The sequence below is a fragment of the Kitasatospora sp. NPDC018058 genome (assembly GCF_044327205.1).
Classification (GTDB): domain Bacteria; phylum Actinomycetota; class Actinomycetes; order Streptomycetales; family Streptomycetaceae; genus Kitasatospora.
The window spans coordinates 76,869-100,804 of sequence record NZ_JBIRFA010000025.1 but is presented as its reverse complement, the minus strand read 5'-3'; the positions used below and the strand labels follow the sequence as shown (position 1 = coordinate 100,804).

Here is a 23,936-nt window from a genome sequence, read left to right as displayed (position 1 = left end):
GCGCTTCCGAGCAGGCCGTAGAGGCCGTAGAGGCCGGACCCCCAGCCGGCGCCCCCTTCCGAACTCCCTTCGGAGGGGCCGGCGAAGGCAGCCTCGGGAGCCCCTTCCGAGGCACCTTCCCCACCCTTTTGTCGAGCCATACAGCGCACCAATTCCCGGTACGGCCGAGAAGGCCCCGGAGATTGCTCGGGAGCCCGTTCGGCGATTCGTTGGGAACCGTACTCCTGCGGATTGCCGAATGGGATGGATACCTGGCGTCACGCCACACCAACCCTGGGTGACCGCCACGGCTCTGAGCTGCAACATTCTGTTGAAAATGAAGCCTCGGCGAGCGGCCGGAGGGGGCAATTCTTTGCGAAGTTTTACTTACAGGTAACAGGCCCCGGATTGTGACCACGTCAACCGATCCGCGACAAATTCTCCCCACCCCGGCAATACGGACATCTCAAGCCTCGAGGGCGCTGTGGAACGGGGTGTCGATGTGGCGGAAATGTGTTCGACCCGGGATGTGCTCGCACCGGATTCCGTCAGTCGGCCGCACGCGCCATCGTGCCGAGCTTCCGGAGCAGGAACCGCTCCGCGGAGTCCAGCTCGAAGTCGGGCACCGCCATGTGGCCCCCGGGGTTGGCGTGCAGCGTCTTCGTCGCCGAGCCCAGCGCACCGTACACCGCCAACGCGTGCTCGCGGAGCACGAGTTCGTCGTCCCACTGCAGCACGAACTGCACCGGCACGGTCACCCGCCGCGCCGCCTCCACCTGCGCGGCGTGCCCAGTGAGCCCGAACACCGCGGCGGCGATGCGGGGTTCGGCCGCGGTGAGCGGAATGCCGATCACGCTGCCCAGCGACAGCCCCCAGTACCCGACCGGGCCGAGGCCGCCACCGGCCTTGTCCAGGGCGTCCAGTACCGCCCGCCACTCCGGCACCGCCCGCTCCGCCAGCGCCGCCGTGTGCCGCGCCACCCAGGCGCTGATCGGCCGCCCGGCCGCCAGCAACTCACCGATCTCCGTGGCGAATCGCTCGTCCTGCGCGGTGCGCTCCCGCTCGCCGTGCCCGGGCGCGTCGATCGACACCGCCGCCCACCCGTACCGCGTCACGCATCCACGGGCCCGCTCCACCATCCACGGACTCAGTTTGTGCTGCCCCCCTCCGTGCCCCAGCAGCACCAACGGCCGTGCGCCCAGGGCGGATCCCTCGGGCTGCCAGAGCACCCCGGGTACGCCGTCGAGGGTGAAGCGGTGCTGGGTCACACCGACCGAGCTGAGGTCCGGGATGGTGTCCGAGGTGAAGTGCATCCCCTCATGATGGCGCCCGACGCACGTTCGAGTCCTGCCCTTTCACCGCCCTGGCCAATAGTCACCACGCAGTGGTCGCATCGGAGGCCAGGACGGTGAGCGTTGATGCTCGCCCCGTCAGCCTTGAAGGTCCAACCGGAGTTGCGGTAGCCGGGTTCGCCGCCGCCGCACGGACGGCTACTTCGCCATGCGGATCGGCACCACCGGGCTGGCCAAGCCGATGGAGACCGCCAGGTTCTGGTTCAAGTGACCGGCGGCCGGCGCGGGAAGTCGGCCCGTCCGACGTCCCGCCCCGCCGCTCGCAGGGGACCGCTCCGGCCCTACTCGCCCGCGAGGGTCTCCCGCAGGAAGTCGGTGAGCAGCACCGTCACCTCGGCCGGGCGCTCCAGGCTGGGGAGGTGGCCGGCCCAGGGCAGTTCGAGGTGCCGGGCGTTCGACAGCAGGGTCTGCAGGGAGGCGGCGATCTGGCGGAAGTCGGGGAGGTCGTGGGCTCCGGAGAGGGCCAGGGTGGGGGCGGTGATGCGGGTGAGGTCGACGTCCTCCTTCTCCGGGCCGACCTGCGCCGTCAGCTGCACCTCGAAGTTGTGGCGCTGCATCCGGCGGACCAGCTCGCGGGTCGCCTCGTCGGCCTCCGGGCCGAGCCAGGTCCGGACGTTGAGTTCGACGACGCCCTCGACGTCGCCCGCGTCGAGCAGTTCCTCCTCGCGGGCGTCGAAGGCGAGCAGGGTGTCGCTGGGCTCGTGTCCGGGCTTGCCCGCGCCGAGGAGGGCGAGTGCGGTCACCGCCGTCGGGCGCAGGGCCGCGACGGTCAGGGCGATCCGGCCGCCGTAGGAGGCGCCGACGAGGGCGGCGGTCTCGATGCCGAGGTGGTCGAGCAGGGCCAGGACGTCGGCCGCGACGCTGTAGGGGGCGTCGGCGAGGGGCGTGTCACCGAAGCCGCGGAAGTCGCAGCGGACCACCCGGTAGCCGGCGTCGAGCAGGGCCTGCCACTGCGGGTCCCACATCCGTCGGTCGCACACCGCGGAGTGCAGGAGGACGACGGCCGGCCCGGTTCCTGATACGTCATGAGAGATGATCATTCGGCGGATCGTAACGAGCGCGGCGGCCGGATGCGAGGGAGTTGGCAATCCGTTGGCGCGCTCCGAGCCCCCGCGCCAAGAATGTCCGGATGCGCGAACTGGAACTGTCCGACGGAGTCATCACGCTGTCCCCGCTGCGCCCCGAGGACGCCGAGGCGCACCTCGCCGGGGAGGACGAGGAGCTGGTCCGCTGGCTCAGCGGCGGCCGCAGCACCCCGGAAACGGTCGAGGCCTACCTGCGGCACTGCCGGGAGCAGTGGGAGACGGCCGGTCCGCTGCACGCCTTCGGGATCCGGGCGGGCGAGCGCGGCGACCTCGCGGGCACGGTCGATCTGCGTTTCGTCCAGGCTTACCTCGCCACCGGCCAGGTGAACGTCGCCTACGGTCTCTACCCGTCCTGGCGGGGCCGGGGCCTGGCCACCCGCGCCGTCCGCCTCGCCTGCGGGTACGCGGCGCGTACGGGCGCGCGGGAGGCGGTGATCCGGGTGGAGCCCGGGAACGGCGCGTCGGCCGCCGTCGCCCGCCGCGCCGGGTTCGCCCCCGACAAGCACACCTTCGAGCAGGACGGCACCCGGCACGACTGGTACCTCCGGAGCCTGAACCGTCCCGACGGAGAGGAGTAAGCGCTTCCGGCCCCAGAGCGGGACGTCGGTGGGGCCGACTTCCCGCTCCCGCTCAGCCGATCCGCTTCTCGAACCAGTGGTGGGCGTACGGCTCGTCGTTGAACGCGGCGACCTCCTGGAAGCCGTACGAGTGGTACAGGCCGATCGCGGCGGTGAGCGCCTTGTTGGTGTCCAGGCGCAGCACGGTGCGGCCGTGTCGGGCGGCGCGCGCCTCCAGCTCGGCCAGGAAGCGGCGGCCGAGGCCGAGACCCCGGGCCCGGGGTGCGACCCACATGCGCTTGATCTCGCTGGGGGCGTCGGGCGGCAGTTTGAGGCCGGCGCAGCCGATCGGCTCGCCGTGCAGCCGGGCCAACAGGAACTGGCCGTGCGGCGGCCGGAGTTCGCCCGCGTCGGGCAGCAGGCTCCGCGCCGGGTCGAAGCCGGTGTCGAAGCGTTCCCGGATTTCGGCGTAGTAGGAGCGCAGGCAGTACCGGGCGTCGGGGTGGTCCGGGTCGATGGTGTCCAGGGTGACGGTCGCGGCGGTGAGCAGCCGGTCGACCTCGGCCATGGCGGCGACCAGCCGGGCGCGTTGGGTGGTGTTGAGCGGTTCGAGCAGGGAGGCGGCGAGTTCGTCGCTCCGGGTGTCGAGCGCGGCGCGTTCCGCGCGGCCGGCGTCGGTGAGCCGGACGGTGCGCACCCGCCGGTCCCGGGGCTGGGGCTCGACCGTCACCAGGCCGTCGGCCTCCAGGGAGCGCAGCAGCCGGCTGACGTACCCGGAGTCGAGCCCGAGGCGCTCCCGCAGCCGCCGTACGTCCTGGCCCTGCTCGCCGATCTCCCAGAGCAACCGGGCCTCGCCGATGGGCCGGTCCTGGCCCAGGTAGTGGTCGTGGAGGACGCCCACGCGTTCGGTGACGGTGCGGTTGAACCGCCGCACCTGGCCGATCTGCGCGTCGACTTCTGCGCTGGCCTCTGCGTCGAGCCGTGCCTCTGGCTGAACCCGATCCATTCTCTGACCTTAGTCAGAGAATGGATCGGGCGCCAGCGGACACCCCGTCCGGCCTCAGCGCGCCGCGTCGAGGAGCAGCTTCGCCGCCACCGCCGTCCCGTCCGTACGGATCTCGCCCGCGAACGCCTCCGCCCGGGCGCCGACCCCGGGCGTCAGTGCCTGCTTGAGCGCGGCCGAGAGCGAGTCGACCGTGGCGGCCGGGCCGTCGTGGGCCGCGCCGATGCCCAGGACGGCGACGCGGTCGGCCCAGTACGGCTGGTCGACGATCTGCGGCACCACGACCTGCGGTGCGCCCGCCAGGGCCGCGGTGGTCGTGGTGCCCGCCCCGCCGTGGTGGACGACGGCGGCGACCCGGGCGAACAGGGCCTGCTGGTTGACCTCGCCGACGGCGAAGCAATCGTCCCCGCCGTCCACCGGCGCGAGGTTCGCCCAGCCCTGGGCGAGCACGATCCGCCGTCCCAGCGCCCGGACCGCCTCGATCGCCACCGGGCCGGCGTCCGGCACGCCGTGCAGCGGCATGCTGCCGAAGCCGACGTACACCGGGGGCTCGCCCGCCTCCAGGAACGCCGACAGATCGGCGGGCAGGGGGCGTTCGTCCGGCAACAGCCAGGCGCCGGTCTGCACGACCTCACACTCGGCGGGCTGCTGCCAGGGGCCGAGCAGCTGATCGGTGGCCAGCCACGGGCGGTCGGTGAACACATGGTCGCGCACGTTCGCCACCTCCGGGAGGTCGAGCGACGCCCGGTGGGCGTTGACCTGCTCCCGGAACAGGGCGTTCATGGTCCCGATGTTGAAGTCCCACAGCTCCCGGTTGTCGGTCATCTCCGGCGGGTACGGCTGGCTGGGGAACTCGAACGGCCGGTGGTGCGGGGACGGCAGCATGGTCGGCTGGAGCGCCGCGTACGTGAAGCGGGCACCCACCTGCTCGGCCGCCGCCTGCGCACCGGCCACGGCCGGGAACAGGCCGGTCGCCACCACCGCGCCGCTCGGCTCGGCCACCGCGGCGACCGCCTCGTGAAACTGCCGGACCAGCGTCGCCACCCGGGTGGGGAAGTCCACCGGCGCCGACGACGCCCCGCTCACCAGCGCACGCACCGACTCCCCGACCGGCACCATCTCCACCCCTACGGCGGCCAGCCGCTGCGCGAACTCCTCGTCCGGCGGCGCGCACACCCGTACCTCCGCACCGAGTTCCCGCAGCTTGACCGCGAGGCCCGCCAGCGGCTGGACGTCACCGCGCGACCCGTACGTGGACAACACCACTCGCATCCCGTGCATCTCCCGTTCCCCCAGGCTCCGCCCTGGAGTTGGAGATTCTGCGGCACGACGGGGGCCTTGCGGCAAGGCCCCCTGTGCGCTATACGTTGAGAGTGGCGGGGGGTGGGTGACGCCTCATCAGCCCCGCAGCGCCGCCACGGTCTCCTCGACCAGCGCCCGCGCCCGCTCCACGGTCTCCACCAACGCCCCGGCGCTCTCCCCCGCGACCCCCAGCAGGTTCCGCACACGTCGCTCGAACTCCTCGGGCGCAGCGGGGAGTCGGGCGGCGACGGTGAGCGCGCCCTTCTCGTTGAGGCACCAGCGCCGGTCGTGCGCGTACAGCGCCTGCACCAGCACCCCGACCGCGCGGGACAGACAGAGCGAGACGTACAGGGTGTCGCCCCGCGCAGCGCCCTTCGCCGCGCCCCCGACCAGGAACTCCGCCTCCCACGCACCCGCCGTCAAGGCGCCGCGCAGCGGCTCGGGGTACGTGGCGGTCTGCGCCTGTAGCGACGCCAACTCCCCTGCGGGATCGGCGAGTACCCGTCCGAGGGCGACCTCACCGGCGCAGCAGGGCGACCAGAAGCCGAGCGGATGCCCGGCCTGCACCCCCACCTCGTACCGGCCCTCGCGACAGTCCGCCCACACCCGCTCGACCCGGTCGAGGTCGCGCAGGATCCAGTCGACGGCGACCCCGTCGACCCGCAGCCACGCGCCGCCGTTCACCCACGGCCCCCAGCCGCCCGGCCCGGCCACCTCCACCTCCGGCCCGGCCGACTCCCGCAGCGCGGCGAGGTCCAGGTCGCCCCGGTAGTAGACCCCGAGGTCCCAGTCCGACTCCGGCCGGTGCTCACCTCGCGCCCGGCTCCCGCCGAGCATCACCCCCACCACGCCCGGCACGTCCGCCAGTTGGCCCGCCATCTGCTCGATGATCGCTCGCATGACGGGAAGTCTGGCCGCAGAACGGGCGCCGGGCCAGCGGATTCCGGCGCGCCGACCGGATCAGCGCCCCGCCTTCACGCCCTCGGCCCGGCGGACGTTCACTGCGTCAACAGCATCCCGGCAGTATCCCCCCGGATGGGGAGCGCGGCCCGTCTGTGTGCAACGGGCCGCGCTCCACCTGCGTCAGTGCGTCAGTCCGGCGGCCGCCCGCCCGGCAGCGCTCAGCACCGCCCGCACCCCCGCCGTGAGCACCGAGGTGTCCCGCCCGACGCCCCACACCACCGCGCCGCCGGAACCGTCGGAACCGCCCGGACCGCCGGTCCGCGCCTCGACGTACGCGACCGCGTCCCGCCCGCTCCCCACCTTGTGCTCGCTGAAGGAGAGGATCTCCACCCCCACCGCGTCCGCCACCGCGTCCACCGGCCCGGCGCCCGCGCCCCGCCGGCCGTCCACCTCGGCCCAGTCGTCGCCCACCTGCCAGACGCGAGCGGCCGCCGCGTCGAGGTACTCCGCCCGGAACAGCCCGTACAGCTCCTCCCCCGTCACCTCCCGCCCACTGTCGTCGGTCGCCTCCTGTACGACCCGCGCGAACTCGATCTGCAGCCGCCTGGGCAGCTCCAGCCCCTCCTCCGCCTGCAGCAGGTAGGCGATCCCGCCCTTGCCGGACTGGCTGTTGACCCGGATCACCGCCTCGTAGTCGCGCCCCAGGTCGGCCGGGTCGATCGGCAGGTACGGCACCGACCAGGGCGCCTCCCGCTCGGGCACTCCCGACGCGGCGGCGGCCTTCCGGTGGTGCGCGAACCCCTTCTTGATCGCGTCCTGGTGGGTGCCCGAGAAGGCGGTGTGCACCAGGTCCCCGACGTACGGGTGCCGCTCGTGCACCGGCAGCCGGTTGCAGTGCTCGACGGTGCGGCGGATCTCGTCGATGTCGGAGAGGTCCAGCATCGGGTCGACGCCCTGGGTGTGCAGGTTGAGCGCGAGCGTCACCAGGTCCACGTTCCCGGTCCGCTCCCCGTTGCCGAACAGGCACCCCTCCACCCGTTGCGCACCCGCCAGCACCGCCAGCTCGGCGCAGGCCACGCCCGTTCCCCGGTCGTTGTGCGGATGAACCGACAGGATCACCGAGTCGCGCCGTTCCAGGTACCGGTCCATGTACTCGATCTGGTCGGCGTACACATTGGGGGTGGCGATCTCGACCGTGGCCGGCAGGTTGTGGATGACGGGCCGGTCGGGGTCGGCGTCCCACAGCTCGCTCAGTCCGTTGCAGACCTCCAGTACGTAGTCCGGCTCGGTCAGGTTGAACACCTCGGGCGAGAACTGGAACCGTACGCCGTCGCGCCCCTCCGCCAGCCGGGCCATCCGCTCCGCCGCCGCCGTGATCAGCACCCGCAGTTCGGCCCGCTCCTTGCCGAGGACGACGTCCCGCCACAGCGGCGCGGTCGCGGTGTAGAGGTGGACGACCACGTGCGGCAGGCCCTCGACGGCCTCGAAGGTGCGGTCGATGAGGTCGGCCCGGGCGGCGGTGAAGACGACGACCGTGACGTCCTCGGGTACCGCTCCGGGGGTGGTGGCCAGTTGCCGGACGAAGTCGAAGTCGGTCCGGCTGGCGGAGGGGTAGCCGACTTCGATCTCCTTGAAGCCCATGGCCAGGAACAGGTCGAACATCCGCTGTTTGCGCGCCGGGTCCATCGGCTCGGCGAGCGCCTGGTTGCCGTCGCGCAGGTCGACGGGCACCCACAGCGGTGCGCGCTCGATCCGGCGGCCGGGCCAGCGGCGCGGCAGGGCGGGGACGTACACCCGCTCGTGGGCGGGGCGGTAGCGGTGGGAGGGCATGGCACCGCCGCGCTGCGGGTTCCAGGCGGGGGCGTCGGCCGGGACGGGGCCGGCGGGGGCGTGCAGGGTCGGGAATCGCACGGGGCTCTGCACGGGGCTTTGCACGGGGAATCGCATGGGAGGTCCTCAAGTGGGATACCGGCGACCGGCAGGACGGCGCCCCGCAGCGGGGTGCCGGTCCGGTCACGCCCCGCTGCGGCCGCCAAGAAGGAGGAGCCCCCACGACTGCATGCCGGGTAGGGTAACCACGACAGAAGTCCTCAGACAACCTGACAGGTGACGACGATGCCCCCGCTCCGCCCCTCCCCCCTCGCCGAACAGGCCGCCACCCGGATCGAGGAGCAGATCAGGGCCGGCGAGTGGCCGGTCGGCGGCAAGCTGCCCGGCGAGGTGGCACTCGCCAAGGAGCTGGGCGTGGGCCGCTCGACCGTCCGGGAGGCGCTGCGCACCCTCGCCGCGGCCGGGATGGTGCAGAGCCGGCAGGGCTCGGGGGTGTTCGTGACCGCCGACCGCCCGACGGTCGGGGACTGGTCGACCAGGCTGCGCGCCGCGGAACTGGCGCACGTCTACGAGGTGCGGACGATGGTCGAGGTGCAGGCCGCCAGACTGGCCGCCGAGCGCCGCTCGGAGACCGACCTCGCCGCCGTCGACACCGCGCTGGCCGCGCGCCTGGCGGCGGGCGGGGCGGACGACGCGGACTTCGTCGCCGCCGACATCGCGCTGCACACGGCGATCGTGGCTGCCGCCCACAACCCCGTCCTGGACGACCTCTTCGCTCAGTTCGCCCCGGTTCTGAGGGATCATCTGGTGGCACTGGTCAGCCTGTTCGGCCTGCGCGACGCCGATCCGAACCAGGGGTACGCCGCACACGAGGAGCTGGTCCGGGCACTGCGCGACGGCGACCCCGACACCGCCGGACGGGTGCTGGCGGCGGAGCTGGAGGCGACCCGCTCCCGGCTGCTCAGCTCCTAGAGACGGCAGCCCGGTGGGCTTCCGGAAGGGGCATCACACAGTTTTCACACCGCGGCCATCCGGCGTCTGCGAGCGGTGTTGACACTATGTCAAGCAGCCTCGGACCAGGCTGCTTCGGACACAAACAGTCAACCTACGGGTGACATTGTGTCCAGTCGGTGTGTAAGCACCGCTCAGGCGGCGAACGGGCTTTCACTCCAATCACACGATATGGCTAATATCGCCTCGTCAAAAGAAGCCCGTGCCCGGACGGCCCGCCCCTCAGCCGGCCGCCAGCCCCAAGGAGTCTGCTCTGCGCGCGCGTGCGAATCGGCGGCCCCCGACGCCGAAGACCCCCCGCAGGCGTCCACGCCTGTCCCTGCGGACGGCGCTGCTCGTCCTGGCCGTCGTCCCCAGCCTGGCCCTGGTCGCCCTCTGGGCGGTGACCAGCGGTGAGACAGTCTTCGACTTCCAGCGCCTGGCGGCCCAGGGGATGCTGGCCCAGAAGGCCGGCCAGCCGTCCAACATCGTCTACTACAACCTCCAGGAGGAGCGCCGGCTCAGCGCCGAGGCGCTCGCCCGGCCCGCCTCCAACACCGACCAGCTGCGCCGCCAACGGCAGTTGACCGATGACGCGGTGCGCCAGTTCCAGGCGCTGTCCGGCGAGACCGCCGACAACGCCCCCGACGACGTCCGCACCGCCGTCGCCGAGGCCCGGCAGGCCATGGGCAAACTGGCCGAGCAGCGCGCCGCCGTGGACAAGGGCTCGATCGACCAGCAGACGGTCTTCACCTACTACACCGACCTGATCGCCGTCGACCTGCGGCTGTTCACCGCGCTCAGCCACGTCGACACGGGCGAGGTCACCTGGGTGTCCAAGACCCTGGTCAACTCCTTCTGGGCGAAGGAGATGCTGGCCCGCGAGGACGCGATCCTGGCCCGCGGCTGGCCGGGCGGGCGGCTCAGCGCCGCCGACTACCAGCAGGTCCAGCAGCTGATCGGCGCCCAGGACCACCTGTTCACCGTCCAGGTCGTCCCGTACGTCCCGGACGGTGAGGCCGGCGCCTGGCACGACCTGTTGAACAGTCCGGCCTGGCAGGCCAAGACCGCCGTCGAGCAGCAGCTCACCAAGCCCACCGCCGCCGACTCCAACGGCACCGTCAAACTGCCGCCCGCCCAGGACCAGTGGCGCAAGGGCGTCGACCAGGTCAACCCGCTGCTGGTCAAGGCCATCGAGGCCCGCACCAGCGCGGTCGTCGAGGTCGGCAAGGGCAGCATCCTCCACCTGCTCACCAAGGTCGTGCTGACCGCCGTCATCGGCCTGATCACCGTGGTCGCCGTCGTCATCGCCTCCTGGCGGCTCAGCCGCTCGCTGCGCCGCCGGATCAAGGAGGTGCACACCCAGGCCGAGGAGATGGAACGCACCCTGCCCGAGGTGGTCGAGCGCCTCGGCCGCGGCGAGCAGGTCGACGTCGAAGCAGAGAGCCACGCCGTCACCACCGGGGCGCACGGCAACGGCACCGACGAACTCGCCCGGCTCGGCCAGGCACTCAACCTGGCCCGCTCCGCCGCCCTGGAGGCCGCCGTCCGGCAGGCCGAGCAGCACCGCGGCTTCGAGCGGCTGCTCCAGCGCATCGCCCGCCGCACCCAGCTGCTGATCGGACGCCAGCTGCGCAAGCTCGACGAGCTGGAGCGCAAGCACGAGGACCCGGAGGTCCTGGAGGGCCTGTTCGACCTCGACCACCTCACCGCCCGCCTGCGCCGCTACGAGGAGAACCTCGTCATCATGGCCGGCGGCCAGCCGCAGCGGCGCTGGCGCAAGCCCGTCCCGCTGCTGGACGTGCTGCGCTCCGCCCAGGGCGAGGTGCAGGACTACCGCCGGATCGTGATCGACGTCGAGGGCCACCCGTGGCTCTCCGAGCGGGCCGTCGGGCCGGTCGCGCACGTGCTGGCCGAGCTGATGGAGAACGCCACCACCTTCTCCAAGCCGCCCACCCCGGTCGAGGTCCGGGCCGCCATGGTCGGGCGCGGGCTCGCGGTCGAGATCGAGGACCGCGGCCTCGGCATGGACCCGGAGCAGTACGACGCTGCCAACGAGCTGATGAGCCGCCCGCCGCGCACCGACGTGCTGGCCCGCGCCGACGACATCCGGCTCGGCTTCCACGTGGTCGCGCGCCTCGCCGCGCTGAACGGTCTGAAGATCGAGTTCCGGCCGTCGGCCTTCGGCGGCACCCGGGTGGTCGTGTTCGTCCCGGACGAGCTGGTCATCGACGGCGACGCCGGGCTGCCGGACGCCGCGCCCGTCGAGCCGATCCCGCTGGTCCGGCGGTCCCGCCGGGCGGTGCGCTCCGCCTCCGACGAGGCGCCGCAGCCCGCCCTGCCGGTGGGGCCGCCGGTGGCACCGGTGGACTCCTTCGGGCCCAGGGAGTCCTTCGCACCCGCCGAACGCGTCGCACCGGCGCTCCAGAAGCCAGCGGTGCAGGAACCGGCGGTGCAGGAACCGGCGGTGCAGGAGCAGACGTTCCAGGAGCAGACGTTCCAGGAGCAGACGGTCCGGGAACAGCCGCACGAGCAGCCGATCGACCACAGCTCCCCCGCTGACCCGCCCCCGGCGTACGAGGCCCAGGCCGTCCAGGACACCCACCCCGTCCAGGACACCCCCGCCTACCCGGACATCGCCTACGCCCGGGTCACCGAGGCCGAGGCCCCGTACGCCGACGAGCAGTACCGCCCGGCCGACCACTACCGGCTGGCCGAGCGGCGCCGGCACCGCGAGTACCCCTCCGCCGTGCCGGTGAGCCCGGTCGAGGGCGGGCAGCCGCCACTGCCGCAGCGGGTCCGTCAGGCCAGCCTGGCCGCCGAGCTGCGGGTACCGCCGACGACCCGCCAGGAGTGGATCGAGCCGGCCGCCGGGCAGCCCGCCGACGGCCCGTTCCACCGGCCCGACCAGCCCGGCCGCCCCGAGCGTCCGGTACGGCGCTCCGGCGCCACCATCGGCGCCTTCCAGCGCCAGTCCCGCGCCGCCCGCGCCCAGGACAGCGCTGAACACCCGCTGCCCCGGGCCGCCACCACCCCGCCGGCTCCCCCCAGCACGCCCGCCGGTCCCCCAGCCTCCGCGTCCACCCCGTCCCCCTGGGCCCTGCCGGCCGCGGAACCCCGAAACACACGAACGGAAGACCAGCCATGAACCGCACGATCGCCACCCACCAGGACCTGGACTGGCTGCTGGACGGACTCGTCGACTCGGTGCCCGGGACCCGCAACGCCGTCCTGCTCTCCGACGACGGCCTCGTGGTCAGCCACTCCCGCACCATCGAGCGGGCCGACGCCGAGCGGCTGGCCGCCGTCGCCACCGGCCAGCAGTCGCTCGCCCGGGGCGTCGGCCAGCTCTTCGACGGCGGGCCGGTGCACCAGGTGATCGTCGAGCTCGCCGAGTGCTGGCTGTTCATCATCGCCGCCGCGCAGGGCACCCACCTGGCCGTGGTCGCCTCCCAGGAGGTGGACGCCGAGGTGATGTCCGTCGCGATGCACACCCTGGTGCAGCAGGTCGGCCAGAAGCTCACCACCCCCGCCCGGGCCGAGGCCGCGCCCGCCTCCTTCGACGTCTTCGCCAGCCGGAACCGGGGCTGACGCCGCGTGGGCCCGTACAGCGAACCGGGGGACGGCTGGGCGCGCGACCGGGTGCCGCACTGGAGCGAGCTGGAGGAGCCGGAGGCGGAGGACGAGACGGGCGTCATGGTGCGCCCGTACACCATCACCCGCGGCCGGACCGCGCCCGAGTGCGACGACCTCACCCTGATCACCGTGATCACCACGGTCGACGAGGAGGCCGACGCGGCCCTGGCGCGGGGCAGCCGCGCCGGTGCCCGCGGCCTCCAGCCCGAGCACCGGCTGATCCTCGACCGCTGCCGGCGCCCGGCAGCCGTCGCCGAGGTGGCGGCCGGCCTGGACCTCCCGGTCTCGGTCACCAAGATCCTGCTGGGCGACCTGGTCGCCCAGGGCCTGCTGAGGGCCCGGGCTCCGCTCTCGGTGGCCCGCACCGCCGGGGGCGTGGACCTCGGCCTGCTCACGGCCGTACGCGAAGGACTCCGGAGAATCTGAACCATGGCAACACCCCACTCCAGCACTGCCGTTGACGGGAGCGCCGCCGCCCCGGCCGCCGTCAAGATCCTCATCGCGGGCGGCTTCGGCGTCGGCAAGACCACCCTGGTCGGCTCGGTCAGCGAGGTCACCCCGCTGCGCACCGAGGAGTACCTGACCACGGCCAGCGTCGGCGTGGACGACCTGGCCGGCGTCGACCAGAAGGACACCACCACCGTCGCCCTGGACTTCGGCCGGATCACCGTCAGCCGCGAGCTGGTGGTCTACCTGTTCGGCACGCCCGGGCAGGAACGCTTCTGGTTCATGTGGAACGACCTGGTCAACGGCGCCCTCGGCGGGGTCGTCATCGCCGACACCCGGCGGCTGGAGACCAGCTTCGCGTCCATCGACTTCTTCGAGAGCCGGGGCATCCCGTTCGTGGTCGCGATCAACTGCTTCCACAACCACAACACCCGCACCCCGGACGAGATCCGGGCCGCGCTCGACCTCGACCCGCAGGTCCCGATGCTGATCGGCGACGTCCGTGAGCGCGCCTTCGGCCGCGACCTGCTGCTCGCCCTGGTCGACCACCTGATGGACCTCGCCGCCGTCGCCCCCGTCGGCTGAATCCCCTCCTCGTACGGGAGTTACCCATGACCACACCCCTGCGCGTCCTCGTCCACGGCGGCGGCATCGGCGGCCTCACCCTCGCCACCGCCCTCGCCCGCCGCGGCCACCACGTCGAGGTCGCCGAGCTGCGCGACGAGTTGGAGGCACTCGGCGTCGGCATCATCCAGCCCTCCAACGCCCTGCACGTGATGCGCGAGATCGGCGTGCTGGACGAGTGCCTCGCCGTCGGCTTCGAGTGGGAGGTGCTGACCATCTGCGACCCGGCCGGCACCACCCTGGCCCGGATCCCCCAGCCCCGGATGGGCGACGCCCCCTCCAACAACGGCATCCCGCGCCCCGCCCTGGCCCGGGTACTCGCCGCCGCCGCGACCTCGGCGGGCGCCACCGTCCGCTTCGGGACGACCATCGCTTCGGTGAAGGACGACGGTTCCGGCGTTGATGTCACCCTCACCGACGGGCACGGCGGCCGCTACGACCTGGTCGTCGGCTTCGACGGCATCGGCTCGCCGCTGCGCCGGCACCTGTACGGCGAGAAGTACGCCCCCGAGTACACCGGCTTCGCCAACTGGCGCGTCACGCTGCCGCGTTCGCCGGAGATCCAGGGCGTGGTGATGTCGGCCGGCAACCTCAAGGCCAAGGCACTGCTCACCCCGATCAGCGCGGAACTCATGTACCTGGGCTCGGTGTTCGCCGAGGCCGAGGACTTCCGCCCGGACCCGTCGACCGCCCATGAGCAGCTGCGGGAGCGGCTGGCCGGCTTCGGCGGCCCGATCACCGGGGCGCTCGCCCAGGTCACCGACCCGGCGGCGGTGGTCTACTCCCGGATCTCCCAGGTCACCGTCGAGGAGCCCTGGCACGTCGGCCGGATCGCCCTGGCAGGCGACGCCGCCCATGCCTCCACCCCACACCTCGCCCAGGGCGCCGCGATGGCCGTCGAGGACGCCCTCGTGCTGGCCGAGAGCCTGGACGCGGCGGACTCCGTCCCGGCCGCGCTCGCGGCGTGGGAGGCCAGGCGCCGCCCGCGCGCCATGTGGGTACAGGCGATGTCCCGGGCGATCCTCAAGCAGGAGACCGGGACGCCGACTTCGGCGGAGGAGGACGAGCTGCTGAAGGTCGGCATCCCCGGCGCCGCCCACGTGCTGGTCAAGCCGTACTGATGCGATGTCCGGTCCCGCGCGGGGTTGCACCCGCGCGGGACCGCGTTGCAGGCTGGCGATCATGACGGCCTTCTACCATGCCTGCTTCACCGTCCCGGACCTCTCAGCCGCCATGGCCGACCTCACCGCTGCGGCAGGGGTGGAATGGCGCGAGCCGGTGGCCGGGCGGATCGGCGAGTGGGACTACCGGATCGTGTTCACCGCCGGGGACGCACCGTACATCGAGCTGATCGAGGCGCCGCCGGGCGGGCCCTGGGGCGACACCTCCGCAGCCCGCTTCCACCACCTCGGCTTCTGGTCCACCGACGTCACGGCGGGCACGGCCCGGCTCGGCGCGGCCGGATTCCCGGAGGCCTTCTCGGGCTGCCCGTACGGCCGGCCCTTCGCCTACCACCGGCTGGACAGCATCGGCGCGCAGGTCGAACTCGTCGACCTCGCCCGGCAGCCGGACTTCCTGGCGGCCTGGAACCCGGACGGCGCGGCGATGCCCGCGATCAGCGAGGAGTGATCTCCTGACGGCGTTTCCACACTCTCGCCGAGACGCGGGCCAGCAGGCGGGCCGCCGGGTCGTCACGGTCCGCGCCGGAGGCGAGCGGGCCGGTATAGCAGACCGCGATCAGATACGGCGGGCAGTCGTACGGGCGGACCAGCCCGACGCAGTGCCGGGCGCCGGGGACCCAGCCGTTCTTGAACGCGATCCGGGTGCCCGGCGGCAGCCCGGCGGCGAGGTCCACCCGGAAGTCGTTGCGCTCCAGCAGCGCGAGGAGCTCCGGCTCGTCCGCGAGCGAGTGCAACAGCCGTACGAGGTCACGGGCGCTCACTCGGTTGTGCACGCCCGCATCGCGCGCCGCGTAGTCCTCGATCCCGCGCGGGCTGGCACTGCGAGTGGCTCCCGCCTGGCGCCAGACCTCGGCGACGGCTCGCTGGTCGGTGCGAGCGAGGCAGAGATTGGTGGCCAGGTTCGAGGAGTGGGTAATCATCCGCTCGGCGAGCAGGCGGAGTGGGACATGGGTGCCCAGCAGTTCCCAGGGCAGCGGATCGCTGTCCCAGTCAGGGTCGTTGCCGAACTCTCCACCGACGACCGACCTGTGGTGGTTCGTCACCGGAACCTCGGCATCGAGGTTCGCCCCACTGCGGGTCAACGCGGCGAGCACCGCGATCTTCATCGTGCTTGCAGCGTCGTGCAGTTCGTCCGGCGCATGCGTGAACACCGGTTCGGCATTGCCAGCCCAGGGGGCCACCACCACGGAGAGCATGGAGGAAGAGTAGGGGAGATCGGGTCAGACCTCGGCCGTTGCGGCGAACGACACGAACGCCTCCCACGCGGCGGGATCGAACGCCAGCTGCGGACCGTTCTTGTCCTTGGAGTCACGCACGTGGACAAGGCCAGGGGTTTCGGCGACCTCGACGCACTGACCACCCTCGTTGATGCTGTAGCTGCTCTTGAACCAGACCAGTTCCATGCCTTCTGACGGTACGCCAACGGCCCGCCGCCGGGAAGGCGGTGGGCCGTTGAGGGGAGGTCCGGTCAGACCTCGGCGGTGGCGGCGAACGTCACGAACGCCTCCCACGCGGCCGGCTCGAACGCCAGCTGCGGGCCGCTCTTGTCCTTGGAGTCACGCACGTGAACGACATCGGGCGCCTCAGCGACCTCGATGCAAGCACCACCTTCGTTGGTGCTGTAGCTGCTCTTGAACCATTCCTGCTTCATCGTTCTCCCAACATCTTCTCGATCAACGTCAGGGACTCCTCCGGCGTGTGAGCCTGCGCTCTGAGGGCGCCGTAGCGTGCATTCATGATACGGACTTCCTCCTGATCCATGATCAGTCGACTGCTCTGTTGCGCCTCGATGTACCCAGCCTGCGGACGCCCCTTGGGAGTGATCAGATTGAACGGGCCGCCCAGTCCGGCGTGCTCGCTCCTGTTCAACGGCATGATCTGGATGGCCATGCCTCGCATGCGTCCCACGGCTAGCAGGTGCAGCAGTTGTTCCTCGTGAACGCCCCAGCCGCCCAGAGGCCGCAGGAGCACACTCTCATCGATGACCCAACTGAAGATCGCACGCGGCCATCGCGTCAGGATCTCCTGCCGGGCAATCCTAGACGCCACCCGCTCCTCGATGACCTCTTCGGTCAGCAACGGCTGCCTCATCCCGTACACGGCTCGCGCGTGCGCCTCTGTCTGCAAGAGGCCCGGGATGGCGTACAGGCTGTACTCGTGGACCTCGACCGCCACGGGCTCCAGCGCGGCGTATCCCCGGAACCAACCCGGGTGCCGCACACGCGCCTTGGCCCGCGCGCTCACCACGTCATCCTTCGCGACCGCCAGCATCCCGCCAGCGTTGAGCAGCCTGTCCACCGCGACCAGCAACTCCGGCTGCGGGGTCCGCACCCCGCGCTCCACCGCGCTGATCAGGTGCTCTCCGTATCCGACGCGCTCGCCGAGCTCCTTCCGCGTCAGTCCGGCCTGTTCCCGCAGGAGCTTGATCTGCTTCCCGATCGCCCGGAAGAAGTCCGAGACCTCCGTCAGGTCCTCCGACAGTTCCGTCCGCACATCGTCGCCCGACTCGCTGTTACGCGCCGCACCCATCGCGACCACCCCGCCTGTGATTGAGCCACGAGACAAAAAGCTGTCCGCACCCGCACAAGCACTCTCCGTACTTGCCAGATGCATGGTCAGCGTACGTCCGCGCCGCCACGCCTTCTTCCATGACGACCGAAATCCCCCTCGACAGGCCCCGCAGCCACACCACTACCCTCACCGCCACACCCAAGGGTGCCGCGATCTGCCGCCGCATCGACCGGCGCCAACTCACCGCCTGGGGACTTAACTTCAGCCACACCGAACCGTTCTACTCCGCGCTCCTCATCGTCGCCGAACTGGCCGCGAACGCGATCACGCACGGACGCGTTCCGGGGCGCGGCTTCGAGCTGCACCTCACGATCACCACCACCGCGCGCCGGGGCACCACCCTTCGCATAGAGCTCAGCGACCCCAGGGGCGACAAGCTCCCCGTCCTCCCCACCGTCCACCTCCCCAACGCCCAGTCCGGCCGGGGCCTCACCCTCATCGACGCCCTCGCCGACCGCTGGGGCACCATCCCCCGCCACCCCAACTCCAAGACCGTCTGGGCCGAACTCGACCTCACCACCCCCGATGCCACCTGAACCCCGCCATAGCGAGGGCCACGCAACCCTCTGCACCCTCCTCCCCTTCGCCCTCCTCCTCGCCCTCCTCGCCTGGGCCTACCCCCTCACCACCCACCGCCACGACAACCACCAACACCCGCACCCCACTTCGAGCCCAACCACCGCCTACTGAAACACGAGGAGTGGGAAGTCGGCGGGGCCGACTTCCCACTCCTCAATTGAGGACTTCGCCTCCGTTGCGGATGCGCGCGATCATTGGCACGTCGACTCCCCGACGTACGACTGCATCGCATCGGAGTCGGACTCGCTGGTGATCGCATTCATGAGGGGTGAGTGAGAGCGGACGAAGCGCTTTCACCCCAGGAGGCAAGGGACCTTCCGTTTGCGGTGAATCGAATCCGAAGCATTTCGCTTCTGCCGGATATCTGGACGTGCCCCCGTCAATGACGGTCAACTGTCTCGCGCCCCCGACCGGGGCCATGACGCCCGACGTCAGGAGACGGTAACCATGCTCAAGCTCCGCAAGACCCGTGCGAAGATCGTCGCGTTGATCCTCGGCCTCCCTGCGCTGGTCCTCGGCACAGGGGCGGCGACCGCGTCCGCCGCAGACGGCTACTCCTGGGTCCAGAACGCGAACAGCGGAAAGTGTCTGGCCGTCGGGGCCGCAAGTACCAACAACGGTGCGAGCGTGATCCAGTGGGATTGCGTCTCCGGGGCATCGGAGCAGTACTGGTCGTTCATGACATTGCCGAGCAAGATCGTCAATGGCATCGAGTACTTCCACATCATCAATCAGCACAGCACCGCCGCCAACGGGACCCCCATGTGTCTCGCCGTTCCAGGAGGCACCACCGCTTGGAACACCCAGCTGATGCAATGGCCGTGCGGCGACTGGAACGACCACTGGTGGTCCCTGATCGGAACCAGCACCGGAGGATGGGAACTGAGGAACCTCAACGGCCTGTGCGCGGCCGTCGGGGCCGGCAGCACGGTTTCCGGCGCCCCGGTGATCCAGTGGGGCTGCGACGCCGGCCCCGAGCAGAGCTGGCACCGGGTCTAGGACTGGACCACGCTGCTATGGCCTGGTCGAACAACGCCTGCCATCGAGCAGGGTCTACGCTACGGCCCGCGGCCACCGCACGATCTTCAAGAGTCCACACAAACCCTTGATCATCTCGCGGTGGCCGCACGCATCAGGCGTCGTAGTAATCACCGTCGTCACCCTGGACCTTCGCCTCCAGAACATCCGCCACCTCGCGCATCGTCGCAATCACCGCATCGCTGGGGTTCTTGGACACGATCCGCTCGGCGCTCCACCACATCGGGGCCACCGCGAGGCCGGGATCGGCAGCCACCACCACTTCCCAATCCGCTGCGGTGATGTCCTGGCCCTCACCGTCAGTTGTATCCGCCTGGTTCGTCGCCTGCCGTCTTGACCCGCTTGCGGTAGGCCCCCGGCGGCGACCCGAAGTGTCGTTTGAAAGCTTTGGCGAAGGCGAACTCCGACGTGTACCCCGTGTGCTGCGCGATTGCGCTCAGCGGGGCCGGCGATCGGTGCAGCAACCGCGCCGCGGTGGCCATCCGCCAGTTGGTCAGGTAGGTCAACGGCGGCTCGCCGACCACCGAGGCGAAGCGGCGGGCGAACGCCGCGCGGGACAACCCGGCGCGGGTGCCCAGCGACTCCACGGTCCAGGGATGGCCGGGATCGTCGTGGATCGCCTTCAGGGCCGGGGCGACTGCCGGGTCGGTCAGCGCGGCTGTCCAACCCCGGGTCCGCTCCTTCGGCAGTTCGGCGTACCACGACCGGAGGATGTACAGCAGCAGCAGATCGATGAGCGCCGTGACGACCGCGTCCGAGCCCGGCTGCGGCGCGTGGAACTCGGCGCACAGCTGATCGACCGCCGAGCGCAGCACCGGGTGGCGGCCCGGAACCGCAGGGAGGTGGATGACCTCCGGTAGATCGCTGAACAGCGGATGCGGGCGATCAACGTCGATCGCGTACGCGCCGCACACCAGCACCGTGTGCGGCCCCGGTCCGTCCACGGTGACCTGGCCGATCGGCGAGGAACGGTCCACGCGCTCCGGTACGAAGTCCACCGGATCGCGGCCCGGCACGTCGCACAGGGTGTGTCCGCTGCCGCGCTGCAGGAACACGATGTCGCCGGGCCCGAGCGCGAGCGGTTGGCCGTGCGGTGGCAGCAGGTGGCAGTGCCCTTCCACGACCACGTGGAATCCGGCTCCTGAGATGGGTTGGAACTTCAGGGCCCACGGGGCGTGCGCGTCGGTGCGAGTCACCATCGGGCGTCCCGTGCGCAGGACTTCGAGGGTGTCGCTCAGGATGTCCATAGCGCCACTCTAGTGCCCGTATGGCGAGACGATATGACAGGGAATCAAGATCTTAAGTCATTCATCGTCTCGATGTGGAGGCGTACGTTCTTGCCATGGCGGTTGCCGAACCCCGGCACTGCATCGACGAAGGAATGGATCCCATGTCTCTGGCCGGCAAGAAGATCGTGATCATCGGTGGAACCTCCGGCATCGGCTTCGCGGTAGCCCAACAGGCCGCGGCGGCTGGCGCGGACGTCGTGGTCGCCTCCAGCAATCAGGACCGCGTGGACGCCGCGACGAAGCGGTTGGGCGAGCCGGCCGAAGGCCGCCGCCTGGACGTCGCCGACGGCAACGCCATCGCCGCGTTCTTCGAGCAGGTCGGGGAGTTCGACCACCTCGTCTACACCGCGGGCGAACCTCTGCTGATCAAGCCGTTGGTCGACACCACCCCGCAGGAGGCCAGGGCCGTCTTCGAGCGCCGGTTCTGGGGCGCGTTCCTCTCCGCCAAGTACGCTGCACCGCGACTGCGCGACGGCGGCTCAATCACTTTCAGCTCCGGCGTCCTCGCGATCCGCCCCCTGTCCGGAACCGTGCTCACGGCAGGTATCACCGGCGGCATCGAGGCCCTGTCCCGGGCACTCGCCGTCGAACTCGCCCCTCTGCGCGTCAACGTGATCCAGCCCGGTGTGATCCGTACCGAGCTGTGGGACGGCAGTGTCCCGGACCCGGAGGCCTTCCTCCAGGGCGCCGGGGCCGAGCTGCTCACGCGGCGTGTCGGCACTGCCGAGGAAGCCGCGGCGGCCTATCTCTTCGTCTTGTCCAACGCCTACGTCACCGGCACCACGCTCGCGATAGACGGCGGCGCGGCACTGGCGTGACATAGGAGCCACACATAACAGCCAACGGAGCAACGCCGCACCGACACGACGCGTTCCCTGCCACGGCAGTCAACGACGCGAGGCCGACCAGACGTGCGGATCCGAACCGTCCGGCCCGAAGCGGAGACCCGGTCGACCTGACCGTCCCGGAGATCCGCCGCCTGACCGGCGCACTGTTCAGCCCGCCGATCACAGCCCTGAACGCACTCCTGCACTGGTCGATCTGGTGCGGAAGCCACCAAGCTTCGGCACGTCGCAGCCATGACCGGCAGCGGCTCTCCGCCCCCTCCAACACATAAATCGCGAGTCACGCCGGAGTACCAGGAGGTACGCCGACCCGCGCTGCGGGCGCTGACGGCCCTGCTCTACGGGCCGGTGACGGCCTCCGGTGCGCGGGAGCTCGCGGCACGTACAGGCGTCTCGTAGCGGACGTCACCGCTCCCGTTCGGCCGCCCGCTGCCGCCACCGGTCCATCACCTGCTGGAGGGCCTCGCTCATGGTGAGGAGGAACTCCGCGGAGGATTCGAAGCGAGCACCGGCCGGGGTGGTGGCGCCGAGGATCTCCGCCCCGCGCCGCGATGCGGCGATCAGGGCGTCGTTCATCCGCAGCGCGGCGAGGGTGGAGCGGAGCCAGACGTCGTCGTCGATGACGTAGCGCTCGCGGCGCTCGCCGGGTGCCCGCTCGCGCCCGACGATTCCCTGCTGCTCCAGGACGTTGACGGCCTGCGAGACGGACGCCGGGCTGACCTGGAGGCGCTGGACCAGATCGGCGGCGGTGAGGGCGCCGGAGTCGGTGACGCACAGGCACGTCAGCACCCTGGCCGCCATCCTGGGCAGCCCCTGCTGTTCGACGAGGGCCGTGAAGAACTCCGTGAACTCCTGGACCTGTTGGGGGTCGCGCCCGTCGCCGCCGGCGGGAACCGTCGACGCCGAAGGCAGGTCCTGCTTCCGGCGGCGCGCGCGTTGCCGGGTGGCCTCCTGTGCCCGGTTCGCCCGGTAGCCCTCGGGCCCGCCGTTGCGGGTGACCTCCCGCATGACGGTCGAGGCGGGCCGCCCGAGGCGTCGGCCGATCCCGGTGTAGCCGAGCCCCTCGGCCAGTCCCTCGGCGATGAGCCGGCGGTCCTCGCCGGTGAGTCTGTCTCCGGGCATCAGCTCTCCCCTTCTCCGTCGGTCTGCGCAGTATGCATTCACTCACATCTCATTGCAACATGAACTCTGATCAACCATTGCATTCACCTTCACACTCATTGCAATATTTGGCCGTTCTCCCATTCTGGCAAGCGCAATGACCACCAAGCATTCGTTGACGGATTCATGAACGCAATGTAGCTTCGAAATCGTTCAGCAACTGCCGAACACTCACGCAGGGGGAGATCCATCATGGGCAAGACCAACGGCGGCTTCTCGGAAGCAGGGCTGCGCAGGATGCGCGACGTGCTGACGCGACACGTCGACTCCGGGAGGATCCCCGGGGTCGTCGCCCTCGTCAGCCGGGGCGACGAGACGTACGTCGAAGCAATCGGGACGATGAGCCACGACGGTGGCGCGCCGGTGCGCCGGGACACGATCTTCCGGATGGCCTCGACGTCCAAGCCGGTCTCGGTGGCGGCCGCGATGGTCCTGCTGGACGAATGCGGGCTGCGGGTGGACGACCTGGTGGAGCAGTGGCTGCCCGAACTCGCCGACCGCCGTGTACTGAAGCGGATCGACGGCCCCCTGGACGACACCGTGCCGGCGAAGCGGCCGATCACCGTTCGGGACGTGCTGACCAGCACCTTCGGGCTCGGCATGGATATGACGGCGCTGGGCACCCCGATCATGAACGCGGTCTTCGAACAGGGGCTGACGCCCAATCTGCCGACGCCGATGCCCGAGCCGGACGAGTGGATGCGCCGCCTCGGCACGCTTCCGCTGTCGCACCAGCCCGGGGAGTTCTGGCAGTACCACATCGCCAGCGACCTCCTCGGCGTGCTCGTCGCCAGGGTCACCGGCCAGCCGTTCGAGACCTTCCTGCGCGAGCGGATCTTCGACCCGCTGGGGATGAAGGACACCGGCTTCTACGTGCCCGCCGACAAGATCGACCGGCTGCCTCCGCTCTACGCCCCCGACCCGCAGACCGGGGCGTTCACCGTCGGGGACGAGCCCGCGGACGGACAGTGGAGCAAGCCCCCGGCGTTCCAGGGCGGCGGTGGCGGGCTGGTCTCCACCGTCGACGACTACCACGCCTACTTCCGGATGCTGCTGAACCACGGCATGCACGGAGGCGAGCGGATCCTGTCGCGGCCCGCCGTGGAGCTGATGACCACCAACCGCCTCACGCCCGAGCTGACCGCCGCCCGCGCCGCTCTGGCCCGCGAATTCGTCCACCTCTCGTACGGCCAGGGCCAGCACGGCGGTTGGGGCTTCGGGATGACGGTGCGCACCTACCGCGGCGACTACGCGCCCGTCGGCCAGTTCGGCTGGGACGGCGGGAGCGGCACCTCGACCTACGCCGACCCGGAGAACGGGCTCGTCGGCATCGTGCTCACCCAGGTCGGGATGTCCGTCCCGCACTCGGCGCGGCTGATCCACGACTTCTGGACCACGGTCTACCAGGCGATCGAGGACTGACACCGGCCCGCACAACGAAAGAGGAGTGGGGGGGGGGGCCCCCCCCCGCCCCCCCCCCCCGGGCCGCGGGGGGTGTTGTGGGGGGGGTGGGAGGCGGGGGGGGCGGGGCGGCCCCCCCCCGGCGCCGGCGGCCAGACGACTG

At 71.2% G+C, this 23,936-nt stretch carries 25 protein-coding genes; 12 read left to right on the top strand and 13 right to left on the bottom strand.

Annotated elements, in window-relative coordinates; all coding sequences use genetic code 11:
* Positions 1-527: 527 nt before the first annotated feature.
* Together ACH4E7_RS30225 and ACH4E7_RS30220 are read right to left on the bottom strand one after the other, a co-directional pair.
* A complete protein-coding gene (locus ACH4E7_RS30225; protein ID WP_396252307.1) occupies positions 528-1,292 on the bottom strand; it encodes a dienelactone hydrolase family protein in 765 nt (254 codons plus the stop codon).
* A gap of 320 nt (positions 1,293-1,612) precedes the next feature.
* Positions 1,613-2,371, bottom strand: coding sequence for an alpha/beta fold hydrolase (locus ACH4E7_RS30220; RefSeq protein ID WP_396252306.1), 759 nt, complete (start codon positions 2,369-2,371; stop codon positions 1,613-1,615).
* A gap of 89 nt (positions 2,372-2,460) precedes the next feature.
* On the opposite strand from ACH4E7_RS30220, the gene ACH4E7_RS30215 reads away from it, so the two are divergent.
* A complete protein-coding gene (locus ACH4E7_RS30215) occupies positions 2,461-2,994 on the top strand; it encodes a GNAT family N-acetyltransferase (RefSeq protein WP_396252305.1) in 534 nt (177 codons plus the stop codon).
* Positions 2,995-3,046: 52 nt separating this feature from the next.
* Here the strand turns inward: ACH4E7_RS30215 and ACH4E7_RS30210 are convergent, their stop codons facing one another.
* From ACH4E7_RS30210 to ACH4E7_RS30195, 4 genes are all read right to left on the bottom strand, one after another.
* Complete coding sequence (locus ACH4E7_RS30210) at positions 3,047-3,979, bottom strand: GNAT family N-acetyltransferase (RefSeq protein WP_396252304.1); 933 nt, start codon at positions 3,977-3,979, stop codon at positions 3,047-3,049.
* A 54-nt stretch (positions 3,980-4,033) separates the two neighbouring features.
* Positions 4,034-5,248 carry a glycosyltransferase gene (locus tag ACH4E7_RS30205; protein WP_396252341.1) on the bottom strand — a complete coding sequence of 405 codons (1,215 nt, stop codon included), beginning with the start codon at positions 5,246-5,248 and terminating at the stop codon, positions 4,034-4,036.
* 126 nt (positions 5,249-5,374) lie between these two features.
* Positions 5,375-6,178, bottom strand: a complete 804-nt coding sequence (locus ACH4E7_RS30200; protein WP_396252303.1) for a nucleotidyltransferase domain-containing protein — start codon at positions 6,176-6,178, stop codon at positions 5,375-5,377.
* 183 nt (positions 6,179-6,361) lie between these two features.
* Complete coding sequence (locus tag ACH4E7_RS30195; RefSeq protein ID WP_396252302.1) at positions 6,362-8,128, bottom strand: 2-isopropylmalate synthase; 1,767 nt, start codon at positions 8,126-8,128, stop codon at positions 6,362-6,364.
* 168 nt (positions 8,129-8,296) lie between these two features.
* On the opposite strand from ACH4E7_RS30195, the gene ACH4E7_RS30190 reads away from it, so the two are divergent.
* The 7 genes from ACH4E7_RS30190 (at position 8,297) to ACH4E7_RS30160 (ending at position 15,337) form a co-directional block, all read left to right on the top strand.
* Positions 8,297-8,983, top strand: a complete 687-nt coding sequence (locus ACH4E7_RS30190; protein ID WP_396252340.1) for a FadR/GntR family transcriptional regulator — start codon at positions 8,297-8,299, stop codon at positions 8,981-8,983.
* Positions 8,984-9,224: 241 nt separating this feature from the next.
* Complete coding sequence (locus ACH4E7_RS30185) at positions 9,225-12,149, top strand: nitrate- and nitrite sensing domain-containing protein (RefSeq protein WP_396252301.1); 2,925 nt, start codon at positions 9,225-9,227, stop codon at positions 12,147-12,149.
* Positions 12,146-12,592, top strand: coding sequence for a roadblock/LC7 domain-containing protein (locus ACH4E7_RS30180; protein WP_355677141.1), 447 nt, complete (start codon positions 12,146-12,148; stop codon positions 12,590-12,592). The genes ACH4E7_RS30185 and ACH4E7_RS30180 overlap by 4 nt, the downstream gene beginning before the upstream one ends.
* A 105-nt stretch (positions 12,593-12,697) precedes the next feature.
* The gene (locus tag ACH4E7_RS30175; RefSeq protein WP_396252339.1) at positions 12,698-13,063 is read left to right on the top strand and encodes a DUF742 domain-containing protein; all 366 of its coding nucleotides are present in this window, start codon (positions 12,698-12,700) and stop codon (positions 13,061-13,063) included.
* A gap of 3 nt (positions 13,064-13,066) precedes the next feature.
* Positions 13,067-13,669, top strand: coding sequence for a GTP-binding protein (locus ACH4E7_RS30170; protein ID WP_396252300.1), 603 nt, complete (start codon positions 13,067-13,069; stop codon positions 13,667-13,669).
* A 26-nt stretch (positions 13,670-13,695) separates the two neighbouring features.
* A complete protein-coding gene (locus ACH4E7_RS30165) occupies positions 13,696-14,829 on the top strand; it encodes an FAD-dependent monooxygenase (RefSeq protein ID WP_396252299.1) in 1,134 nt (377 codons plus the stop codon).
* A gap of 61 nt (positions 14,830-14,890) precedes the next feature.
* Positions 14,891-15,337, top strand: a complete 447-nt coding sequence (locus ACH4E7_RS30160; protein ID WP_396252298.1) for a VOC family protein — start codon at positions 14,891-14,893, stop codon at positions 15,335-15,337.
* On the opposite strand, the gene ACH4E7_RS30155 is transcribed toward ACH4E7_RS30160, so the two are convergent.
* The 4 genes from ACH4E7_RS30155 to ACH4E7_RS30140 form a co-directional block, all read right to left on the bottom strand.
* Positions 15,324-16,085 carry a serine hydrolase gene (locus ACH4E7_RS30155; protein WP_396252297.1) on the bottom strand — a complete coding sequence of 254 codons (762 nt, stop codon included), beginning with the start codon at positions 16,083-16,085 and terminating at the stop codon, positions 15,324-15,326. The genes ACH4E7_RS30160 and ACH4E7_RS30155 overlap by 14 nt on opposite strands.
* A gap of 24 nt (positions 16,086-16,109) precedes the next feature.
* The gene (locus ACH4E7_RS30150; protein ID WP_396252296.1) at positions 16,110-16,292 is read right to left on the bottom strand and encodes a DUF397 domain-containing protein; all 183 of its coding nucleotides are present in this window, start codon (positions 16,290-16,292) and stop codon (positions 16,110-16,112) included.
* A gap of 65 nt (positions 16,293-16,357) precedes the next feature.
* Positions 16,358-16,540 carry a DUF397 domain-containing protein gene (locus ACH4E7_RS30145; protein WP_396252294.1) on the bottom strand — a complete coding sequence of 61 codons (183 nt, stop codon included), beginning with the start codon at positions 16,538-16,540 and terminating at the stop codon, positions 16,358-16,360.
* Positions 16,537-17,418, bottom strand: coding sequence for a Scr1 family TA system antitoxin-like transcriptional regulator (locus tag ACH4E7_RS30140; RefSeq protein WP_396252338.1), 882 nt, complete (start codon positions 17,416-17,418; stop codon positions 16,537-16,539). The genes ACH4E7_RS30145 and ACH4E7_RS30140 overlap by 4 nt, the downstream gene beginning before the upstream one ends.
* Positions 17,419-17,537: 119 nt before the next feature.
* Here ACH4E7_RS30140 and ACH4E7_RS30135 point away from each other — a divergent pair, with 119 nt between their 5' ends.
* Together ACH4E7_RS30135 and ACH4E7_RS30130 are read left to right on the top strand one after the other, a co-directional pair.
* Entirely contained in the window at positions 17,538-17,996 is a 459-nt protein-coding gene (locus tag ACH4E7_RS30135; protein WP_396252292.1) for an ATP-binding protein, read from the top strand.
* A gap of 490 nt (positions 17,997-18,486) precedes the next feature.
* On the top strand, positions 18,487-19,038 hold the full coding sequence (locus ACH4E7_RS30130) for an RICIN domain-containing protein (protein WP_396252291.1): 552 nt from the start codon (positions 18,487-18,489) through the stop codon (positions 19,036-19,038).
* A gap of 133 nt (positions 19,039-19,171) precedes the next feature.
* Here ACH4E7_RS30130 and ACH4E7_RS30125 read toward each other — a convergent pair whose 3' ends face one another.
* Positions 19,172-19,339 (bottom strand): hypothetical protein, encoded by a 168-nt coding sequence (locus ACH4E7_RS30125; RefSeq protein ID WP_396252289.1) that lies wholly within the window; start codon positions 19,337-19,339, stop codon positions 19,172-19,174.
* 37 nt (positions 19,340-19,376) lie between these two features.
* Positions 19,377-20,324 carry an AraC family transcriptional regulator gene (locus ACH4E7_RS30120; RefSeq protein WP_396252288.1) on the bottom strand — a complete coding sequence of 316 codons (948 nt, stop codon included), beginning with the start codon at positions 20,322-20,324 and terminating at the stop codon, positions 19,377-19,379.
* 143 nt (positions 20,325-20,467) lie between these two features.
* On the opposite strand from ACH4E7_RS30120, the gene ACH4E7_RS30115 reads away from it, so the two are divergent.
* Complete coding sequence (locus ACH4E7_RS30115; RefSeq protein WP_396252287.1) at positions 20,468-21,184, top strand: SDR family oxidoreductase; 717 nt, start codon at positions 20,468-20,470, stop codon at positions 21,182-21,184.
* Between the two features lie 432 nt (positions 21,185-21,616).
* Here the strand turns inward: ACH4E7_RS30115 and ACH4E7_RS30110 are convergent, their stop codons facing one another.
* Positions 21,617-22,333: a MarR family transcriptional regulator gene (locus ACH4E7_RS30110; RefSeq protein ID WP_396252286.1), complete on the bottom strand. Its 717-nt coding sequence runs from the start codon at positions 22,331-22,333 to the stop codon at positions 21,617-21,619.
* Positions 22,334-22,564: 231 nt separating this feature from the next.
* Between ACH4E7_RS30110 and ACH4E7_RS30105 the strand changes: the two genes are divergently transcribed.
* On the top strand, positions 22,565-23,794 hold the full coding sequence (locus tag ACH4E7_RS30105) for a serine hydrolase domain-containing protein (RefSeq protein WP_396252285.1): 1,230 nt from the start codon (positions 22,565-22,567) through the stop codon (positions 23,792-23,794).
* The last annotated feature ends 142 nt before the right edge of the window (positions 23,795-23,936 follow it).

Coding starts and splice junctions, on each gene's coding strand:
- ACH4E7_RS30140 (WP_396252338.1), bottom strand. CDS start 17,418: ATGGGTGCGGCGCGTAACAGCGAGTCGGGCGACGATGTGCGGACGGAA.
- ACH4E7_RS30145 (WP_396252294.1), bottom strand. CDS start 16,540: ATGAAGCAGGAATGGTTCAAGAGCAGCTACAGCACCAACGAAGGTGGT.
- ACH4E7_RS30120 (WP_396252288.1), bottom strand. CDS start 20,324: ATGGACATCCTGAGCGACACCCTCGAAGTCCTGCGCACGGGACGCCCG.
- ACH4E7_RS30110 (WP_396252286.1), bottom strand. CDS start 22,333: ATGCCCGGAGACAGACTCACCGGCGAGGACCGCCGGCTCATCGCCGAG.
- ACH4E7_RS30210 (WP_396252304.1), bottom strand. CDS start 3,979: ATGGATCGGGTTCAGCCAGAGGCACGGCTCGACGCAGAGGCCAGCGCA.
- ACH4E7_RS30170 (WP_396252300.1), top strand. CDS start 13,067: ATGGCAACACCCCACTCCAGCACTGCCGTTGACGGGAGCGCCGCCGCC.
- ACH4E7_RS30105 (WP_396252285.1), top strand. CDS start 22,565: ATGGGCAAGACCAACGGCGGCTTCTCGGAAGCAGGGCTGCGCAGGATG.
- ACH4E7_RS30165 (WP_396252299.1), top strand. CDS start 13,696: ATGACCACACCCCTGCGCGTCCTCGTCCACGGCGGCGGCATCGGCGGC.
- ACH4E7_RS30190 (WP_396252340.1), top strand. CDS start 8,297: ATGCCCCCGCTCCGCCCCTCCCCCCTCGCCGAACAGGCCGCCACCCGG.
- ACH4E7_RS30135 (WP_396252292.1), top strand. CDS start 17,538: ATGACGACCGAAATCCCCCTCGACAGGCCCCGCAGCCACACCACTACC.
- ACH4E7_RS30175 (WP_396252339.1), top strand. CDS start 12,698: ATGGTGCGCCCGTACACCATCACCCGCGGCCGGACCGCGCCCGAGTGC.
- ACH4E7_RS30130 (WP_396252291.1), top strand. CDS start 18,487: ATGCTCAAGCTCCGCAAGACCCGTGCGAAGATCGTCGCGTTGATCCTC.
- ACH4E7_RS30150 (WP_396252296.1), bottom strand. CDS start 16,292: ATGGAACTGGTCTGGTTCAAGAGCAGCTACAGCATCAACGAGGGTGGT.
- ACH4E7_RS30160 (WP_396252298.1), top strand. CDS start 14,891: ATGACGGCCTTCTACCATGCCTGCTTCACCGTCCCGGACCTCTCAGCC.
- ACH4E7_RS30215 (WP_396252305.1), top strand. CDS start 2,461: ATGCGCGAACTGGAACTGTCCGACGGAGTCATCACGCTGTCCCCGCTG.
- ACH4E7_RS30155 (WP_396252297.1), bottom strand. CDS start 16,085: ATGCTCTCCGTGGTGGTGGCCCCCTGGGCTGGCAATGCCGAACCGGTG.
- ACH4E7_RS30180 (WP_355677141.1), top strand. CDS start 12,146: ATGAACCGCACGATCGCCACCCACCAGGACCTGGACTGGCTGCTGGAC.
- ACH4E7_RS30225 (WP_396252307.1), bottom strand. CDS start 1,292: ATGCACTTCACCTCGGACACCATCCCGGACCTCAGCTCGGTCGGTGTG.
- ACH4E7_RS30205 (WP_396252341.1), bottom strand. CDS start 5,248: ATGCGAGTGGTGTTGTCCACGTACGGGTCGCGCGGTGACGTCCAGCCG.
- ACH4E7_RS30195 (WP_396252302.1), bottom strand. CDS start 8,128: ATGCGATTCCCCGTGCAAAGCCCCGTGCAGAGCCCCGTGCGATTCCCG.
- ACH4E7_RS30200 (WP_396252303.1), bottom strand. CDS start 6,178: ATGCGAGCGATCATCGAGCAGATGGCGGGCCAACTGGCGGACGTGCCG.
- ACH4E7_RS30220 (WP_396252306.1), bottom strand. CDS start 2,371: ATGATCATCTCTCATGACGTATCAGGAACCGGGCCGGCCGTCGTCCTC.
- ACH4E7_RS30115 (WP_396252287.1), top strand. CDS start 20,468: ATGTCTCTGGCCGGCAAGAAGATCGTGATCATCGGTGGAACCTCCGGC.